At 51.7% G+C, this 17,969-nt stretch carries 11 protein-coding genes; 5 read left to right on the plus strand and 6 right to left on the minus strand.

All coding sequences use genetic code 11. From position 1 onward, the window contains the following. Positions 1 to 5: 5 nt before the first annotated feature. The 6 genes from JJD41_RS10220 to JJD41_RS10245 all read right to left on the minus strand — a co-directional run bounded on the left by JJD41_RS10220 (position 6) and on the right by JJD41_RS10245 (position 10,228). Entirely contained in the window at positions 6 to 1,007 is a 1,002-nt protein-coding gene (locus JJD41_RS10220) for a sensor histidine kinase (protein ID WP_200665822.1), read from the minus strand. 155 nt (positions 1,008 to 1,162) lie between these two features. Continuing rightward, positions 1,163 to 1,504, minus strand: coding sequence for a slr1659 superfamily regulator (locus JJD41_RS10225; protein ID WP_200667218.1), 342 nt, complete (start codon positions 1,502 to 1,504; stop codon positions 1,163 to 1,165). 104 nt (positions 1,505 to 1,608) lie between these two features. Next, on the minus strand, positions 1,609 to 2,190 hold the full coding sequence (locus JJD41_RS10230; RefSeq protein ID WP_200665823.1) for a slr1658 family protein: 582 nt from the start codon (positions 2,188 to 2,190) through the stop codon (positions 1,609 to 1,611). Between the two features lie 106 nt (positions 2,191 to 2,296). Further along, positions 2,297 to 7,600: an AAA family ATPase gene (locus tag JJD41_RS10235; RefSeq protein ID WP_234488577.1), complete on the minus strand. Its 5,304-nt coding sequence runs from the start codon at positions 7,598 to 7,600 to the stop codon at positions 2,297 to 2,299. Between the two features lie 446 nt (positions 7,601 to 8,046). After that, the gene (cfa, locus tag JJD41_RS10240; protein ID WP_200665824.1) at positions 8,047 to 9,168 is read right to left on the minus strand and encodes a cyclopropane fatty acyl phospholipid synthase; all 1,122 of its coding nucleotides are present in this window, start codon (positions 9,166 to 9,168) and stop codon (positions 8,047 to 8,049) included. A gap of 469 nt (positions 9,169 to 9,637) precedes the next feature. Next, complete coding sequence (locus tag JJD41_RS10245) at positions 9,638 to 10,228, minus strand: superoxide dismutase family protein (RefSeq protein ID WP_200665825.1); 591 nt, start codon at positions 10,226 to 10,228, stop codon at positions 9,638 to 9,640. Positions 10,229 to 10,743: 515 nt separating this feature from the next. Between JJD41_RS10245 and JJD41_RS10250 the strand changes: the two genes are divergently transcribed. The 5 genes from JJD41_RS10250 to JJD41_RS10270 all read left to right on the plus strand — a co-directional run bounded on the left by JJD41_RS10250 (position 10,744) and on the right by JJD41_RS10270 (position 17,921). Beyond that, positions 10,744 to 12,291, plus strand: coding sequence for a ferredoxin--nitrite reductase (locus JJD41_RS10250; protein ID WP_200665826.1), 1,548 nt, complete (start codon positions 10,744 to 10,746; stop codon positions 12,289 to 12,291). A gap of 132 nt (positions 12,292 to 12,423) precedes the next feature. Continuing rightward, complete coding sequence (locus JJD41_RS10255; protein ID WP_200665827.1) at positions 12,424 to 13,029, plus strand: hypothetical protein; 606 nt, start codon at positions 12,424 to 12,426, stop codon at positions 13,027 to 13,029. Positions 13,030 to 13,156: 127 nt separating this feature from the next. After that, a complete protein-coding gene (locus JJD41_RS10260) occupies positions 13,157 to 13,795 on the plus strand; it encodes a hypothetical protein (RefSeq protein ID WP_200665828.1) in 639 nt (212 codons plus the stop codon). A 357-nt stretch (positions 13,796 to 14,152) separates the two neighbouring features. Then, entirely contained in the window at positions 14,153 to 15,682 is a 1,530-nt protein-coding gene (locus tag JJD41_RS10265; RefSeq protein WP_200665829.1) for an MFS transporter, read from the plus strand. 31 nt (positions 15,683 to 15,713) lie between these two features. Then, on the plus strand, positions 15,714 to 17,921 hold the full coding sequence (locus tag JJD41_RS10270) for a molybdopterin oxidoreductase family protein (protein WP_200665830.1): 2,208 nt from the start codon (positions 15,714 to 15,716) through the stop codon (positions 17,919 to 17,921). The last annotated feature ends 48 nt before the right edge of the window (positions 17,922 to 17,969 follow it).

A 17,969-nucleotide genomic window follows, 5' to 3' on the forward strand; every position in this document is an offset into this window, starting at 1 on the left:
GGATGTCACCTTTCTTCTGGATAGGGGGATGAAAACATCTTGGTCGATTTAAACGCTTCCGAAGTTAATTCGTAACTATCTTGATAATCTATGACTTCCGGAAGGCAAAACTCGACGGAAAACGTGGTTCCCCGTCCTAGCTGACTGGTCACGGCAATTTCACCTTGCATCAGTTCCACTAACTTTTTAGTAATGGTCAACCCCAATCCAGTGCCTTGTCCGGAATATTTTTGATTTTTTATTTGTTGGAATGGCAGAAAAATTTCTTCTATTTTTTCCTCGGGAATTCCCATTCCAGTATCGATCACTTCAAAACGCATTCGCTGGCGTTCGGCGAGATGGTTGGTTTCTAGATCTTCCCTTTCCCATTCTCCCAATTGATTCAAATACCCGACATTGAGGGTGACCGTTCCCGACTCGGTAAATTTAACCGCATTACTTAACAAATTGAGTAAAACTTGCCGGACTCGCTTGCGATCGCCGCGCACTCTGACGGGTAAAGAAGAATAAAGATTGCAGTTAAAACTAATTCTTTTTTGTTCCGATCGCATCGAAAATAAATCGCCGAGATTTTGAACAAACGCGGGAAAATTAAAGGTTTCTGGCTCTAATTCCAAGCGACGTGCTTCGATTTTTGCCAAATCCAAAATATCGGAAATTAAGTTTAATAAATGTTGACCGCATTCGTGAATTTTATTCAGATCGCTTTTTTGATCTTCGGTCAGATTTTCATCTTCTACCAACAGTTCGGCATAGCCGAGAATGCCACTTAACGGAGTCCGAAGTTCGTGACTCATATTCGCCAAAAATTCACTTTTCGCTCGATTGGCGAGTTCGGCGGCTTCCTTGGCTTTTAATAACTCGTTTTCGATAAAATCCGAATGTTCGATCGTGTTTTCTAATAAAATCTCTAAATCGTTTTTTTCTTGTCGTAACTGGCGGACTTGCTCGCGCAGTTGGCGAACTTCAAAGGCGAGCGCTTCTTGGGGTCTTTTTTCGTCCTCCATAACTTTTACCGATACCTCATCTTTTTAATCAATTGTCGGTCAGTTAACTGTTCAAATAAATAGAAAACTATCGGAGCGATCGCCCCAGAGACCTCTACTGATGGCTCGCCTTCGAGCGCAGAGCGCGACGATCGCCGCCCAATCGTGATTGCCGATTATAGTTCCAATTGGAGAGACGGCATTAAACGCTGTAAGTTCTTGAGGGATTTTGCCTGCCACAGAATATTTTGGTTGCCGCGAACGATCGTGCGAACCGTCTTTTTTTGACGGACTTTAATCACGAACTTAGAAAGGACATTAATCCCGGAACTGTTGAGGAATTCGAGTTTTTCCAAATTCAAAGTAATACAATCCGGGTTCGTTTCCAGGGTGCGATCGAGCAACTCGACAATCGGCGCGTATTCCGCCATTCCGCTCAAGCGCAGGGATCCTTGAAAGTTCACCGTAGTGGCTGCGGGGTCGTAAACAACGCTGTAGTCTTCGTTTTTAATTTCCATCGTGTCGGGTTGGGGGGTAGCCATGAGTCGTCTGGAAGAGTGAACAAAGGGTGAAGAACCAATCGAGCCGTTCCCCCGGTCGTGGCGATCGCGCGGCGAGGAACCTAAAGGAACAACTGCACCATCGTCGTCACGCGAATAAGGGGGGTATCGTTCGGCAGGGTCTCGAACTTCCATCCTATCCTAGCCATATAATCGACCATAATCGTCAGATATCCTAAGCCAGAACTATTATTACTCTCGTCTGCCGCATTTTTTTCCACTTGATGGATGTAAAGTTCGTGAGGGTCCGAGGCGATCGCCTTTTCGATAAATTCTTGGAAGCGCTCCATTTTGAAGCGATCGATCGTGTTACTGACTAAAAAAATCAAGCGATCGCCTCGGACGCGCACCTGAATGGAAATCGGCTGTACGCTGTCTGGGTGGTGAAACTTAATTGCATTTTCCAATAACTCGTTGGCAATATAGCTGACCGCACATTGAATTTCCGCTCGTTTGGCACGGAGATCGCGATCGCCGGACGGGTCGGTAAAAAAACGACTCAGATAATCGGCCAAAACGTCTGCCGAGAGGGGTTGAGAGCGCCATTGAGAGGCGATCGCCGTCGGATCTGGGAAAAAACTGATACTCAACTCTTCCCCACTCGGAGGTAACGGCTCGACAAACTCTCCATATATCCGCATCATGGACGTTTTCCTTTCACTTAGACTCATTCGAGAGCGCCCAAATCCCCAGTTTCGGGCTAACTCTTCAGCGAACCTCACTCCTATCGATCCCCCTTCGATCTTTCAATCAATTGTGAACGGATGTTGACTTCTGTTTGAGAACGAGCAAGGTAAGATCGTCAAAAATCTTTTGTTCCCCAATATGGTTCAAAACATCGGCGATCGCCTCCTGACGGATCTCCTCGGCAGATCGGGCCGCATGACGGACCAGCACCTCACACAGGCGATCGATTCCATATTGCACCCCTTCGAGATTTTCCGCCTCTGTAATCCCGTCGGTGTAGAGCACCACCGTATCGCCGGGATTGAGCTGAATTTCCATTTCGCCAATAAAATCGGCAATTTCGTCATCTAAACCGATCGGAAATCCCAGATCGATAGTATCGATCCGTTCGATCTCGCCACCGGAACGAATCACCAACACTTCCTCGTGTTGTCCGCTCAAGCGTAACTTGCGATCGGCATAATCGAGCAGTGCCAACGATAAATTTTTATCCGAATTCATGCGCGCCACGTTATTAAAAATCGTGCGGTTGATCGCATCCAAAAAGCGAACCGGGTTCGTTTCTCCATTGGTCAACAACGTCCGCACCGCCGTTTGAACCATAATCGTCAACATCCCACTTTCCAACCCGTGGCCCGTCACGTCGCCGATGCCAATTTTCACCCGTCCGCCGTGTTGCAAGACATCGTAATAATCCCCTCCCACCTCGTCGGCGGGTTGCATGAATCCGGCGATATCCAGACCTTCGATCTGGCTGAGTTCTTCCGCATTCGGCAAGATCATCTGCTGCAACTGGCGGGTGATGTCGAGTTCTGCCGCCATGCGCAGGTTTTCCGCCTTCAAGCGCTCGTTGAGGACGGTAATTTCCCGGTTCGCTTGCGCTAACTGAGCCGTGCGTTCTTCGACCTTGCGCTCCAACGTGCGGTACAGCAAGGCATTTTCAATCGAAATCGCCGCTTGTGCGGACAGGACTTTGACTACTTCCAGGCGATCGGGGGTAAAGGCGTCCGTGGTTAAATTATTCTCCAAATACACCAAGCCCACGAGTTTGCCTTGGTTGAGGATCGGCGCGCACAAAATCGATCGCGGTCGTTCCCGGACGATATACGGTTGGGTCGCGAACTGCTCGGCTTCGGTGGCGTCCGCCAAGACTACATCTTCTAAGGTGCGGGTCGTGTAATTGACGATCGCCTGGGGGAGGTCGTCGCTGCTGGCCACGTCCGTTCCTTGCAACACGGCGATCGCCCCGGTTTCCGCATCTCCGGAGGCTTGTATTTTGAGCTGTTCGTCCTCGGCGAGGATCAAGACCCCCCGTTGAGCTCCGGCATTTTCTAAAATCAGTTCGATTAATTTCGAGAGCAGTTTTTCGAGGACGATTTCGCCGGAAATGGCTTGCGACGCTTTGAGAATCGTCCCTAAATCCAACTCTTCTCCGGAATGAGACCCGGTGGTGGAACGGGATAAGGTGACCGTGGTGCGTTGGTGACGGCTTCCCTGCGATCGCGCGTTGCTGAAAAATTGAGGGTACTGTTGCTCCAACTGGGCGACTTTAGCGTTGGCGCCCCACTGTAGATAAGCATAATGGGCGTCGAGGGCGTAAGCGCGGGCGATCGTCTCGTGACCGCGCGCCAGATAAAACCGCATGGCGCATTCTCGGGCCACCCCCGCATCGTGGTTGTAGTTAATTTTTAAAGCGGCGGCGATCGCGCGATCGTAGCCTTCCATCGCGCGAAGGGGATCCCCAAACACCCGGGCGCGTTCCGCTTCGACTAACTCCCACTTGTGCTGGTAATTTTCCGGAGCCGCACTGGCCCAGCGCTGCAATTGCGCCTGATTTTGCTCGATTTTGGCTCGATACGCCGCGCGATCGCCCTCCGAGGCGCGATCGTAAACCGCCAACAGGCTTAAGGAATGAAATAAAATCCGGGTCACGTTGACAATCGAACCGAGTCCGGCGGTCCAATATTGTTCGGCTTCGCTCAAACAGGCGATCGCCGTCTCGTCGTCCCCAAATAAATAATTGAGAATCCCTTTCGCCGTGTGGACGTGTAGCAGGGAACTGCGATTGTTCGTTTCTCGATAAACGGCGATCGTTTCATCTTCATTAAAACTTTCTCCGACCAGCCGACACGGATCCTCATTTTGACCCAATAAATTCAAACTGCACTGACGCCAAATCAACGCATTACCGATCGAATATCGCTGTTTGACTTTCTCGATAAACTCGACGTAATGCCGTTGTTGTTCTTCCAACAAAGGCAGGGGTTCCCCCGCCGAAAACATAAAATAACAGTAATTTTGGGCGGCAAAACTGGCATATTCTAAATCTCCCGTATCCACCCCAATTTGTACGGTTTTCTTCAGGGGTTCTCTCGTGTTGCGCGTCGGTTCTTTCCAGTGACGAATGAAGACGTTAAAGAGAAAATGAACTTTACATTTTAAGGCTTTACTGTGGAATTTATCGAGGAGCATCAGCCCCAGTTTACCCGCGTTATAGCCTTTGTCTAATTCCCCGATCGCCCCGCACAATAACAAGCCGTAAACTGCATAAGCGTAAGCGGATAAGGCGGAATAACCGCTTTCGAGAGACAGTTGCACCATGGTTAAAATCGCCTGACGCAGCACCTCCGGTTTGGCGACGTAAGCGGCGGGAGCCATCGTCACTAAAATCCGCATGGCGGCGAGGCGATCGGGATCGGTCATTTCCGGTAAATCGGCGACATCGGTCACCGGAGGTAATTCGGGAACCGCACTGCCTTGCCACATTTCGATCCCGAGGCGATCGAGGGCGTCTAAACCCGTTTCGATCGTGGCGATCATTTGCGATTCGGCCATGTAGATTTGCATTTTTAGCTCGTCTACTTTTACGCGATCGCCCCGGCTGTTCGCCCGTTCTTCGATCTGTTGGGCTAAGGCTTCCGACGCTTTAAAATTCGTGTTTAAATATTCCGCTTCTGCGGTTTCTAGATAATATTTAAACGTAAATTCATAGTCCCTATCCCAACAATTCTCCGGCAGCAAATCCAGCCCGATTTTTAAATATTTTACTGCAGCATTGTAAGCGGTGGCGGCTTTCGCTTTTTGTCCGGCGCGCAAATTGAGGCGCGCCAGTTCTGCTTTTTCTGCCAAGTCGTCGAGGCGATCGTTGCCGTAATTGAGTTGATTGACTAAATCGAAGATATTTTCTTCTAATTCTTCCGGCGTTTTAATCGCCTGTAAAAACAAGCGCCCGATTTGATAGTGAGTAGCTTGTTTTTCACTTTCTTCAATCAAAGAATATGCAGCTTGTTGGACGCGATCGTGCAGGAATTTATAGGTCACTTCTAAATCGCGATCGCCGAACACTTCCGCCGTTTCCGCATATTGAAAAAAGCGATAGTTATCGCTCAGGGGCACGATCGAACCTTCATCGAGGGCTTGCCATAAATCCCGCGCGGTTTCGGCGAGAGATTTTTGATTGACCACCGCTAACGTCGCGAGGTCGAATTGGTTGCCAATACAAGCGGCAAGTTTCAACACTCGTTGCGTTTCCGGGGAAAACTTTTGCAGTTTTCCCGCCATAAATTCGACCACATTATCGGCGACATCCATCTGGCGGACGCGATCGATATCCCACTGCCAAACTCCGTGGTGATAGTCGAATTCGAGAATATTTTCTTCGTCAATCGACTTGAGAAATTGATTGCTAAAAAAGGGATTGCCTTGAGTTTTGGCGAGGACTAATTGGGCCAGTTCGGCGGTGCGATCGCCGGAGGTATCGAGCGCGTCCGCAATTAATTGATTGAGATCGTCAAAAGCGAGGGGTTTGAGCGTAATTTGATTGACATTCACCCCCGCATTGCCAATATCGGTTAACGTCGTCATCAACGGATGAATCGGACTGACTTCATTATCCCGGTAGGCGCCGATCGCAAATAAATAGCGAGTATCCGTATCGCCGACGAGTAATTCGAGGAGTTTGAGCGAGGCACTATCGGCCCATTGCAAATCGTCGAGAAAAATAACGAGAGGGTGTTCGGCGCGGGTAAAAACGCGAATAAATTTACCAAAAAGGAGGTTAAAACGGTTTTGGCTGGCGGTCGGCGAAAGCGGTTCGACCGGGGGTTGCGGTCCGACGATCGCCTCGATTTCCGGGATGGCGTCGATCAGCACCTGACCGTCGCCGCCAAAGGCTTCTAAGAGTTCGGTTTTCCAATAGGCGACCCGCGCTTCGCTTTCGGCGAGCAATTGGCGGATCAGGTCGCGAAACGCCTGCACGAGGGACGCAAAGGGGATATTTCGTTTGAATTGGTCGAATTTCCCGGAAATAAAATAACCGCGCTGGCGCACGATCGGTTTGTGGACTTCTTGGACGAGGGCGGATTTGCCGATCCCGGAAAATCCGGCAACGAGCATCAGTTCCGTGGTTCCGGCGGCGACGCGATCGAAAGCGGCGAGTAAGGTGGCGACTTCGGTTTCGCGTCCGTAGAGTTTCTCGCGAATCTGGAAGTTATCGGAAACGTCGTGTTCTCCCAGGGGAAATGGGGCGGGTTGCGCTTGGTTTTGTATCGCGTCGCGACAGCGTTCTAAATCCGCTTTGAGTCCCCACGCACTCTGATAGCGTTCTTCGGCGGTTTTGGCGAGCAGTTTCATGACGATCGCCGCGAGAATGCCGGGAATCTTAGGGTTGACGGTATCGGGAGGAACGGGCGATCGCGCGATGTGACAGTGGATCAGTTCCATCGGATCGCTACTCTCGAACGGTAATTCTCCCAGGAGCATTTCGTAAAAGGTGACGCCGAGAGAATAAAAATCCGTGCGATAGTCGATCGCGCGGTTCATGCGTCCGGTTTGTTCTGGGGAAATATAGGCGAGGGTGCCTTCGAGAATGTTGGGATTGCGAACGGTCGAGTTTTCTTTCGATAAAAAGGTGGAAATCCCAAAATCGATAATTTTAACTTTTCCGCTTCCCGGTTCGATCAAAATATTGGAGGGGTTAATATCTTTATGAATAATTTTTTGACGGTGGATCTGACCGAGAATCTCGGTAATTTCGATCGCCAGGGGGAAAAACTCTCGAATCGACAATCGTTGAGATTCCAGGGCAATTTTGAGCGATCGCGCCCCAAAGTCTTCGAGAACGATCGCCAACCCATTTTTATACTGTTCCAGTCCTAATGTTTTAACGACCCCTTCGAGCTCGAAGTTTTTCGTAATTTCATATTCCCGTCGGTATTGGGCGATCGCTTCCGGACTGGGATATTCGTCTTTCATGACTTTGACAACGACGGGTAACTCGTCCCGTTCTCGCCACCCGCGATACACTCGCGACCCCGCACTTTCATAGATCTTTTCGGTGACGCGGTAACCCACCATTTCAATGAGCATATTTCCTCTCCAAGCTCGTCTGATTTTTATTTATATTTGGCTCAATGAGATCCGATGCAGAAACTTTAAGACAATTGACCCGTCAATCACTGTTTTTGCTCGGAGATCTCGCGTTTCTCCTTCCTCGTCAGCACCCCATCCCTCAAGGTCGCGATCTCCAAGTGCATAGCGCAACCCTATAACCTGACTCCATCCGGTTAGGTACAAAGATGCAGCGTAGATGACTGGCATAAAAATAATGACTCTTGATTAATGTAATCGATCGCGGCGATCGCGGCTATAAAGATTAAAGATATTTAAAAATTATATAGCAATTCTCAATGCTTTCCGTGACGGACTCGATGGCTCAATTCCTGCCCCTAGGCAATAAGGAGGCGATCGCATCCCTAATCAAGAGCGGAAATACGATCGCCGATTGTTTCGTGTTTTTCCAGAATGGCGTTAACTTACCTCACAGATTGATACCCTCCGAGAATCCCCTCTTTTGAAAAAACAATTTGCCACAACTGCAAGTCCCGGGCGCGAAAAGCTCCGGCGTAAGAGAGTAAAAAGTATTTCCACATGCGATAAAAGGTTTCTCCATATTGCCCTTCGAGAATCGACCAGTTGCGATCGAAGTTTTCAAAATACGCCACGAACGTGCGATCGTAATCTTGGCCGAAATTATGCCAATCTTCCACGACTAAACGCCCTTCCGCCGCCTTAGAAATTTGACCGGGGGACGGTAACATCCCGTTGGGAAAGATATATTTATTTAACCAAGCCTCCCCATAGTTTGGCGTATTCGTACCGATGGTATGCAAGAGAAACAACCCGTTATCTTTCAAACAACGGCGCACGACGTCCATAAAGACCTCGTAATTTTTATGTCCGACATGCTCGAACATTCCGATCGAGGCGACGCGATCGAATTGACCATTAAAAGTTCGATAATCTTGCAATAAAAATTCAACGCTCAATCCTTCCCCCAATTTTTCGCCGAGAGCTTTTTGTTCTTTAGAAACAGTCAAACCGACACAAGAAACGCCATATTTTTCGGCGGCGTAGTTCATTAAAGCGCCCCAACCACAACCGATATCTAATACGGTCATACCCGGTTTAAGTTGCAATTTCTGACAAATTAAATCGAGTTTGGCTTCTTGGGCTTCGTCTAAGGTTTGGGCATTTTTCCAATAGGCACAACTGTAGTTCATGCGGCGATCGAGCATCAGTTGATAGAGGTCGTTACCCAAGTCATAATGGTGCTCGCCGACGTGAAACGATCGCGCCAAACTTTGTAAGTTCAAGAATTTTCCCCGCAGCCATTCGAGATAAAATCCTGGCGTTTTGGCAATTTCAGTATCGTACAGTTTGGCGCGCATCACTTTCGCAAAAAACTCGTCGAGTTGTGGAGAATCCCACCAAACATCCATATAAGATTCTCCCAATCCTAACGATCCGTCGCGAATGATACGGGGGTAAAAGCGATCGTCGTAAATGTGAAGGTCCCAAGGGCGATCGCCGTTAATTTTGATGTCGGCGCGATCGAGGACAGATTGAATGTAAGCCTTCTGGTTGCGATCGGACATTTATCTGTTTTCCTGAATCTTTGAAATTCGACGGTCGAGTGTATTGGGGGGATAGTCAGACCGCAACGATCGAGTCTTTGCGCGAAAACCTCCCCGACTGATTTTTAGTTTAAGCTTGCGATTTCCCGGCGCCGGATTTTTTCAATATTTTTTTCAAATAAAGGGCAATTTGTTAGGAATTGCCGATCTTTAACGCATTTTTAAATGAAAATATTGTTAATTGAATATATTGAATTGCAGTGATTTTTGAAAGATCGAAAATAGCCATTCTCGATTTCGTCAGGTAATCGCCGGGTCGATTCCCTCGTTTACGGAATGACGGTTAAAAGACTGTTTATAAAGAAAATATAAAAAAATCTTGTAGGGGTTTGGTGACCAAACCCTGGAGAAGTGGGGGTTTGCTCGCCAAACCCCTACAAGACACTTCCTCTCAAACAGAGCTATTAATGTTGATTTTGTAAACAGTCCTTCAGGACTGGCTGATTTGAATCGTACCGCAACCGATACGTCCGCCAGCGTTCCCGGTCGGTTGTCCGAAATCGTCGGGATCGGCGTGCAAGATGAAGGCGCGATCGCCGATCGCGTATTCACCCTCGGTTTGAGTCTCGCTCAAGGTCAACCCGGAAATGGTGTAACTCAAGGAACCTCTGCCATCTTCCGCAATTTCGATATTGCCGAGATCCCCCGCATGGGCCGCTTCAAAGCCATCTTCGACGATAAAACCGTGTTTTACCCCGTTGGGGTTGAAATGTCCCCCGGCAGCGTTCCCATTCTCTTCACAACTGCCGTTTTCGTGAATGTGAAACCCGTGTCGTCCACTCGGAGCCTGTTGGACTTGGGCGGTAATTTGCAAGCCTTCGGGAGTTTGCACCAAATTGACCTCCCCAAGAATTTTGGACGGATCCTCCGTACCGATCAAAATTGCTTGAGCCATCGGTCGAGTGGGGTTTTGGGAGACGCGATCGCCCCCCTGGGTGTCGCCACAACCGTAAAGGAAGGTCAGGACGCAAAATACGAGGGCGATCGCCGCCTGTCGGCTGAGTTGAAATACAAACTTCATTGCTGAGATCTCTCAAGAATTATTGTGACCATTTTAGAGTTTGGCGACTCGGGACTCGGGAATCGGGCGCGATCGATCCCCCATGGAGGCTCAGTATTCGGGAATAGCATCTCGAATATGCAAAAAATTCATAAAACGAAATATTTTGTAATCAAAGATACGAAAGCACCTTGATTCTGCCCATAACTTATCACTAACCGAAGGGCGTTGTAGGAGAACAAAACTCAGAAAAGTAGAGATAGGTAAGACCTAAAAACAATGGTTAATTTCGATACAAATTTCGATGGCGATCGCCTCGGAATTTCCGGTCGATTGTCTCAAAAAACTACGGTAGATAAGGAAATGTTTTTATCCGAACCTCGAAACCTATAAATTAACCTTAAATATGCAAATTAAGTGAATTAACTTTCTAAAACTTTAAGTTGAGCTATCTTAGCGAATCTGCTTTGAATTTAGCTATTTATTAGCTTTAATCGGAAAAAAAGACGATTTTACCCACGGAATTAGGTAGAGCGATGACCCTGGCAACTGACAAACTGACTACAGCTAAACTGAATAAGTTTGAAAAGTTTAAAGCCGAAAAAGACGGCTTACTGGTCAAAGACGAACTCGAAGAATTTGCCCGCATTGGCTGGGAGGCGATCGACGCGACCGATCGCGAACAACGCCTGAAATGGTTGGGGGTCTTTTTTCGTCCGGTAACCCCCGGTAAATTCATGTTGAGAATGCGCCTGCCCAACGGCATTCTCAGCAGCGATCGAATGAGAATTTTAGCGGAAATCGTACAGCGTTACGGCGACGATGGTAGCGCCGATATTACGACGCGCCAAAATTTACAACTGCGCGGTATTCGCATCGAGGATATCCCGGATATTTTCCGACGCTTGCAAGCGGCACAAATGACGAGCGTGCAGTCGGGGATGGATAACGTTCGCAACATCACCGGGTCCCCTGTGGCGGGGATTGACGCGGACGAGCTCATCGATACGCGCCCTTTAGTCAAACAAGTTCAAGACCGGATTACCAATAGCGGCGAGGGCAATTTCGCTTATACGAATTTGCCGCGCAAGTTCAACATCGCGATCGCCGGAGGAAAAGATAACTCGGTTCACGCGGAAATTAACGATATTGCCTTCGTTCCGGCGTATAAAAACGGAGAAATTGGGTTTAACGTTCTCGTCGGGGGCTTTTTCTCCGCGAAACGCTGCGAAGCGGCGATTCCTTTAAATGCTTGGGTGACTCCGGCAGACGTGGCGGATCTCAGTGAAGCAATTTTAAGTGTTTACCGCGATAACGGGTCGCGCGCCAACCGCCAGAAGTCGCGGCTGATGTGGTTGATCGACGAGTGGGGTCTGGAGAAATTCCGCGCTGAAGTCGAACGAGAATTCGGGCGATCGCTGGTAGAAGCGGCAGAAGAAGACGAAATTGCTTGGGAAAAACGCGACCACATCGGCGTTCACGCGCAGAAACAGCCGGGAATGTATTACGTGGGTCTGCACGTTCCCGTGGGACGGTTGCAGGCGCCGCAGATGTTCGAGTTGGCACGGTTGGCGCAAGTGTACGGCAGTGGCGAGATTCGCCTGACAGTGGAGCAGAATGCGATCGTGCCGAACGTTCCGGAAACGCGCTTGGAAGCGTTTTTAGGGGAACCGTTGTTAGAGCAATTTGCGATCGCCCCGGCAGAGTTGAGCCGATCGCTGGTTTCGTGTACGGGTGCCCAGTTCTGCAATTTTGCCCTGATCGAAACCAAAAATCGAGCGGTGGCGTTAGTGAAAGAACTCGAAGCGGAATTAGAGATCCCGCGATCGGTTCGCATCCACTGGACCGGATGCCCGAATTCCTGCGGTCAGCCGCAAGTGGCCGATATCGGCTTGATGGGCACGAAAGCCCGCAAGGATGGCAAGGTCGTCGAGGGGGTGGATTTGTACATGGGGGGCAAGGTCGGTAAAGATGCCGCACTTGGCAAATGTGTCGAAAAGTCCATCCCCTGCGAGGATCTCAAATCAAAGTTGCATGACATTCTCGTCGAGCAGTTCGGCGCCACACCGAAAGCACACTTGTAAGGGATTGTTGATTTTTGATTGTTGATTGTTGATTGAGGGAAAAGGGGGCTGAAAGCGGCGGATCCGATGCCCGCACTACAAGCTACGCCCTATTCCCTATTCCCTACGCCCTATTCCCTACTCCCAACTACCATGACGACTAAACCAGTTACCGCTACGCCTTCGACCACTGCCGCTAACGTTGCTGTCGCACCGAAAACGGCGAGTTCTCCTGTGATGCAAATTCTCTGCGCGATCGCCCTGACGGGATTTACCGGTTTCATGGTCAATCACTGGCGACAACAATTGACGAATCACGCTCGCGATCTGGAGATCGCCGAACAGCAGCAAGCGATCGCCGCGACGGAGACTACGGAAGCGGTAGGGACTCCGGTAGAAGTGGCCGTCGAAACCGCCACCTTAACCGCCGCCGAGTCCGCGACCCCGGAAGCGGTCAAAATTACCGATCCGGCGCAAATTGAGGCGTTACGGGCGCAAGTCTACGAACAACTCGATCGCGGCTGGACGACCGTTCCCACATTTAGCGAACGCCTGGTTTATCGGGTTTCCGTGAAGGCAGGGGGGGCGATCTCCAGTTATCAGGCGATTAACCCGGTGGCAGTGAAGGCCCTGGGAGATACGCCGTTGGCGATCGCGGCGAGTGCGCCTACCAGCGAACCCGTGGCGGATTTCATCGCGATCTTTACGCCGACAGGCTCGTTACAAGTCAATCCTTGGATCGGGGATGCGACTCCCTAGAGCTGAGCGCGAACATCAGTGTCACCACAACATTTTTTAACACGCTGATGTTCGTCGTTGACTTTTAAGCATTTTTCCTCGTGTTAAGTTTACTCCCTCAATCATGTAGTGGATGTAACGAATTACCATGTCTTCCCCCGAACTTTCTTCTGAGAAAAAAGGCCAATTTCCCACAGACGCGCTCGTCATTCTGGCGGCAACCGTTTCGATTTTCCTTCTCGGTGGCATTTTCCACCTGCTCTCAGGTGGGGGAACCGCGCAAGTGAAGAACGAAACCACGGAAATGACGGCCCAGAGTCCGACGGCGGTCGAACAGGAGACATCGGAAACCGAGGCGATGGCGATCGAGGAGTCGGCGGCGATGACGGAAGCCGCCCCCACAGCGCAGACGCCGGAAAGTGCCGCAGAAGCGCCGAGTGCCATGAGTGCGGAGGCGCCGGAAACGAGTGAAGTCGCGACGATCGCCGACGAAGCGACGATCGCGGCCTTACAACAGCAGCTTTACGACCAAATTGACCAAAACTGGCAAACCCTGCCGACCTTTGACATGGATTTGGTCTATGAAGTCAACCTGAGCGAAGACGGCGCGATCGTGGCTTACAAACCCGTCAACGAAACGGCGGAAAGCTTTATCGGTGAAACCCCCCTGCCGAACTTACTCGACGGGGCAGCAGAGGCAGCAACAGTCAGCCCGGTTGCCAAGTTCGTTGTGGTGATGACGCCAAGCGGACAACTGCAGGTCAGTCCTTGGATGGATTCTAACTAGGTTTGCCTCAGTTATTCCATTCTTCGATCTTGCCTGCGATCGGTTTCTTCCCTCTCCCGGCCTTCCGGGGAGGGGGAAACCCCAGAAAACAACCGTGAAGACGCCTCCCTGCTTGCCTCCGAGCCCCTGCCGCCCGTCACAGAAAATGCCGTGCAGGATCGCCCGTGAAGGGAACCGTCCCGTTACAAGTTTCACCGTGATTCCCAATTAATCAGTTGATTTCCCGTTCGATGCCCCGTCCGGCGATCGCCGTGGGACGGGGGGCGATCGCCGATCGCGATCTCCTCGATTGCCGATCCGCGACGACCCCGACCGATTTGAGCTCACCCCAAACTATCCATCATTGCCATAATTGCCATGCTTGCAGAACTCTGGTCCTTTAGAGGACGCTACAAAATCCTACACCTGACCTGGTTTGCTTTTTTCCTCTCTTTTGTCGTTTGGTTCAACTTCGCTCCATTTGCCACTGCCGTTCAAGAATCGATGGGACTCGAACCGTCCCAAGTCCGAACCTTGGCCATTTGTAACGTCGCCCTCACCGTTCCGGCCCGGGTGATTATCGGCATGGTCTTGGACAAATACGGACCGCGCATTACTTATTCCCTGCTGTTGATGTATGCGGCGATCCCCTGTTTGGCGTTTGCCTTCGCCCAGAACTTCTCCCAGTTGGTGGTCTCGCGTCTGGCCCTATCGATTGTCGGGGCTGGCTTCGTGATCGGCATCCGCATGGTCGCCGAGTGGTTCCCGCCGAAAGAAATCGGTTTGGCGGAAGGGATTTATGGCGGTTGGGGCAACTTCGGATCTGCCGGGGCAGCGTTTACCTTACCGACGATCGCCACCATTGCCGCCGTGATGTCCGCCGGGCAAATTAACTGGCGCTTCGCGATCGCCCTGACTGGCGTTATCGCCGCCGTTTACGGTGCCATTTACTTCTTTAACGTCCAAGATACCCCCCCGGGCAAAACCTATCACCAGCCGAAACGCCACGGCGGTTTGGAAGTCACCACCCGTCGCGACTTCTGGTTGTTGATGTTGATGAACGTTCCCCTGTCCGGAATTCTGGCCGTTCTCGCTTGGCGCTTGAGTAAAGTAGGTTTTTTCAACACCCCCCAACTGATCCTCGCCTGGATCGCTTTGCTCGGTTTGTACGCCTTCCAAGCGCTCAAATGCTGGGGAGTGAATAAAGAACTGGTTCTCGGTCAGAAGCGCTATCCCTTAGAAGACCGTTACGAGTTCACTCAAGTGGCGTTACTCGAATTAACTTATATCGTCAATTTCGGTTCCGAACTGGCGGTGGTGTCGATGCTGCCGACCTTCTTCGAGAATACCTTCGGCTTGAGTAAAGTGTTAGCCGGGGCGATCGCCGCCAGCTATGCCTTTATGAACTTAGCAGCCCGTCCCGGTGGGGGCTTGATTTCCGACAAACTCGGCAGCCGCAAACTGACGATGACCGTTCTGACCGGATGTATGGGGATCGGCTACTTCCTGATGAGTGGGGTTAACGGCAGTTGGTGGCTTCCCGGGGCGATCTTGCTGACGATGTGCTGCTCGTTCTTCGTCCAAGCGGGAGAAGGTTCGACCTTCGCGATCGTGCCGTTAATCAAACGCCGGGTCACCGGACAAGTCGCCGGAAATGTCGGCGCTTACGGCAATGTCGGCGCCGTCGCCTACCTGACCCTATACAGCTTGCTGCCCGAAGGCGATCTCGGCAATCAAATTTTCTTCCAAGTCCTCGGCGTCACCTCAATTATTGTCGCCTTCCTGTGCGCCTTCTATCTCAAAGAACCGAAAGGATCCTTCGCCGCCCACCACGAGGGGGAAGAACTCCATCCTCACGCCGTTAACGAATCCGTCGCCGCCTTCGCCAGCGATCGCCCGGACGCCTAAAAATCCCTGAAACCCCATCAACCCCTCGATTATGTCTGAATCCACCAAAACTCTGTGTCCTTACTGCGGTGTCGGTTGTGGATTGGAAGTCTCGCCGCCCGCCGCCCGAGGACAAGCGACCCATCGAGATTCCCAAGGGACTCCCATCTGGAAGGTGAAGGGCGATCGCGCCCATCCCTCCAGCGAGGGCATGGTGTGCGTCAAAGGTGCCACTGTCAGCGAATCTCTCAGTAAAAATCGACTCAAAGCGCCGATGATGCGCGAGTCCCTCGATCGCCCCTTCCGGCGGGTCAGTTGGGACGAAGCCCTCGGCGCGATCGTGCAACGCCTGCAAACCGTGCGTTTTACCCAAGGCCCCGAAGCCATCTGCATGTACGGTTCCGGTCAATTCCAAACCGAGGACTACTACATCGCCCAAAAACTCCTCAAAGGTTGTCTGGGAACCAACAACTTCGACGCCAACTCGCGCCTGTGCATGTCCTCGGCGGTCGCGGGCTACATTCAGAGCTTCGGATCCGACGGTCCGCCGCCGTGTTACGACGATTTAGAGAAAACCGATTGCGCCTTTCTCATCGGCACCAATACCGCCGAATGCCACCCGATCGTCTTCAACCGCTTACGCAAGCACCACAAGCGCAACAAGCACGTCAAGCTGATCGTCGTCGATCCCCGGCGCACCAGTACCGCCGAAACCGCCGACTTGCACCTGGCGATTAAACCGGGAACCGATATCGACCTGCTCAACGGGATCGCCCATCTGTTATTAAAAGCAGGGGATCTCAACACCCTCTTTATCGACGAATGTACTTCCGGCTTTGCCCAATACGCCCAAATTCTGGAGCATTATCCCCCGGAAATGGTCGCCGATCGCTGCGGGATTGCCATCGAAGATTTAGAAACCGCCGCCCGTTACTGGGGCGAGTCCGATCGCGTTTTGTCCCTTTGGTCGATGGGAATGAACCAATCGAGTGAAGGGACGGCGAAAGTTCGCACCCTGATTAATTTGCACCTGATGACGGCTCAAATCGGACGCCCGGGGGCCGGACCGTTCTCCCTGACGGGTCAGCCGAATGCGATGGGGGGTCGCGAAGCCGGGGGCTTGGCGAATTTACTCCCCGGTTATCGGTTGGTGAAAAATGCTGAACACCGCCGGGAAATCGAACAGTTTTGGGGGGTGCCCCCCGGTCGCATTGCTCCCGAGGTGGGGCGCACGGCGTGGGAGATGATAACGGGTTTGGAAACGGGAGAGGTCGGCGTTTTGTGGATTGCGGCGACCAATCCGGCGGTGAGTATGCCGGATCTGGAACGGACGAAAGCGGCGTTGAGGCGATCGCCGTTCACGATTTATCAAGATGCCTACTATCCCACGGAAACTGCCGAATTCGCCCACGTGATTTTACCGGCGGCCCAGTGGAGCGAAAAAACTGGGGTGATGACCAATTCCGAACGCACGGTCACTTTATGTCCCGCTTTTCGCCGTCCCCCGGGACAAGCGCGCCCGGATTGGGAGATTTTTGCCGAGGTCGGGCGGCGGTTGGGGTTTCGCGAACAGTTCCCGTTTGCCAATTCGGCGGAGGTTTACGCTGAATTTGTGCGCGTCACCCGCGATCGCGTCTGCGACATGACGGGAATCAGCCACGCCCGCTTACTCGAACAAGGACCGATCCAGTGGCCCTGTCCCCTGGAAGAGACCGAAATCGCCAATCCGCCGAATCTCAAGCGGCTTTATAGCGATTGGCGCTTTCCCACCCCCGACGGTCGCGCCCGCTTTGCGGCTTACCATTCCAAAGGACTCGCCGAACCGCCGAACCCCGATTATCCCTTCGTGTTGACCACCGGGCGCCTGTACGGTCACTGGCACACCCAAACCCGTACCGGACGGATCGAGAAAACGACCAAGATGCATCCGAATCCCTTTATTGAAATTCACCCGCGCCATGCGGCCCAGTTGGGGATTGCGGATGGGGAGATGGTGGAGGTGCGATCGCGTCGCGGTCACGCCCGTTTTCCCGCTAAAATTACTCGGGCGATCGCCCCCGGAACCGTCTTCGTCCCCATGCACTGGGGCGCCCTGTGGGCCGACAACGCCGAAGCCAACGCCCTCACCCACCCTCACGCCTGTCCTGACTCGGGTCAACCGGAATTAAAAGCCTGCGCCGTCGCCTTAGCCAAAGTCACTGACGCTAACCAAACTGTCGCCACGGAAGTGACCCTTCCCGTTCCGGCTCTGACGTCGTAACAATTCTTAAAATACGAGAGACGAGACAGCCCGTAGATTACGAAATAA

The organism is Oxynema mangrovii CENA135 (genome assembly GCF_016632315.1).
GTDB lineage: Bacteria > Cyanobacteriota > Cyanobacteriia > Cyanobacteriales > Laspinemataceae > Oxynema > Oxynema aestuarii.

What these genes read in the sequence shown, in the direction of transcription:
- JJD41_RS10220 (WP_200665822.1), bottom strand. Translation starts at nt 1,007, where the DNA reads ATGGAGGACGAAAAAAGACCCCAAGAAGCGCTCGCCTTTGAAGTTCGC.
- JJD41_RS10225 (WP_200667218.1), bottom strand. Translation starts at nt 1,504, where the DNA reads ATGGAAATTAAAAACGAAGACTACAGCGTTGTTTACGACCCCGCAGCC.
- JJD41_RS10230 (WP_200665823.1), bottom strand. Translation starts at nt 2,190, where the DNA reads ATGATGCGGATATATGGAGAGTTTGTCGAGCCGTTACCTCCGAGTGGG.
- JJD41_RS10235 (WP_234488577.1), bottom strand. Translation starts at nt 7,600, where the DNA reads ATGCTCATTGAAATGGTGGGTTACCGCGTCACCGAAAAGATCTATGAA.
- cfa (WP_200665824.1), bottom strand. Translation starts at nt 9,168, where the DNA reads ATGTCCGATCGCAACCAGAAGGCTTACATTCAATCTGTCCTCGATCGC.
- JJD41_RS10245 (WP_200665825.1), bottom strand. Translation starts at nt 10,228, where the DNA reads ATGAAGTTTGTATTTCAACTCAGCCGACAGGCGGCGATCGCCCTCGTA.
- JJD41_RS10250 (WP_200665826.1), top strand. Translation starts at nt 10,744, where the DNA reads ATGACCCTGGCAACTGACAAACTGACTACAGCTAAACTGAATAAGTTT.
- JJD41_RS10255 (WP_200665827.1), top strand. Translation starts at nt 12,424, where the DNA reads ATGACGACTAAACCAGTTACCGCTACGCCTTCGACCACTGCCGCTAAC.
- JJD41_RS10260 (WP_200665828.1), top strand. Translation starts at nt 13,157, where the DNA reads ATGTCTTCCCCCGAACTTTCTTCTGAGAAAAAAGGCCAATTTCCCACA.
- JJD41_RS10265 (WP_200665829.1), top strand. Translation starts at nt 14,153, where the DNA reads ATGCTTGCAGAACTCTGGTCCTTTAGAGGACGCTACAAAATCCTACAC.
- JJD41_RS10270 (WP_200665830.1), top strand. Translation starts at nt 15,714, where the DNA reads ATGTCTGAATCCACCAAAACTCTGTGTCCTTACTGCGGTGTCGGTTGT.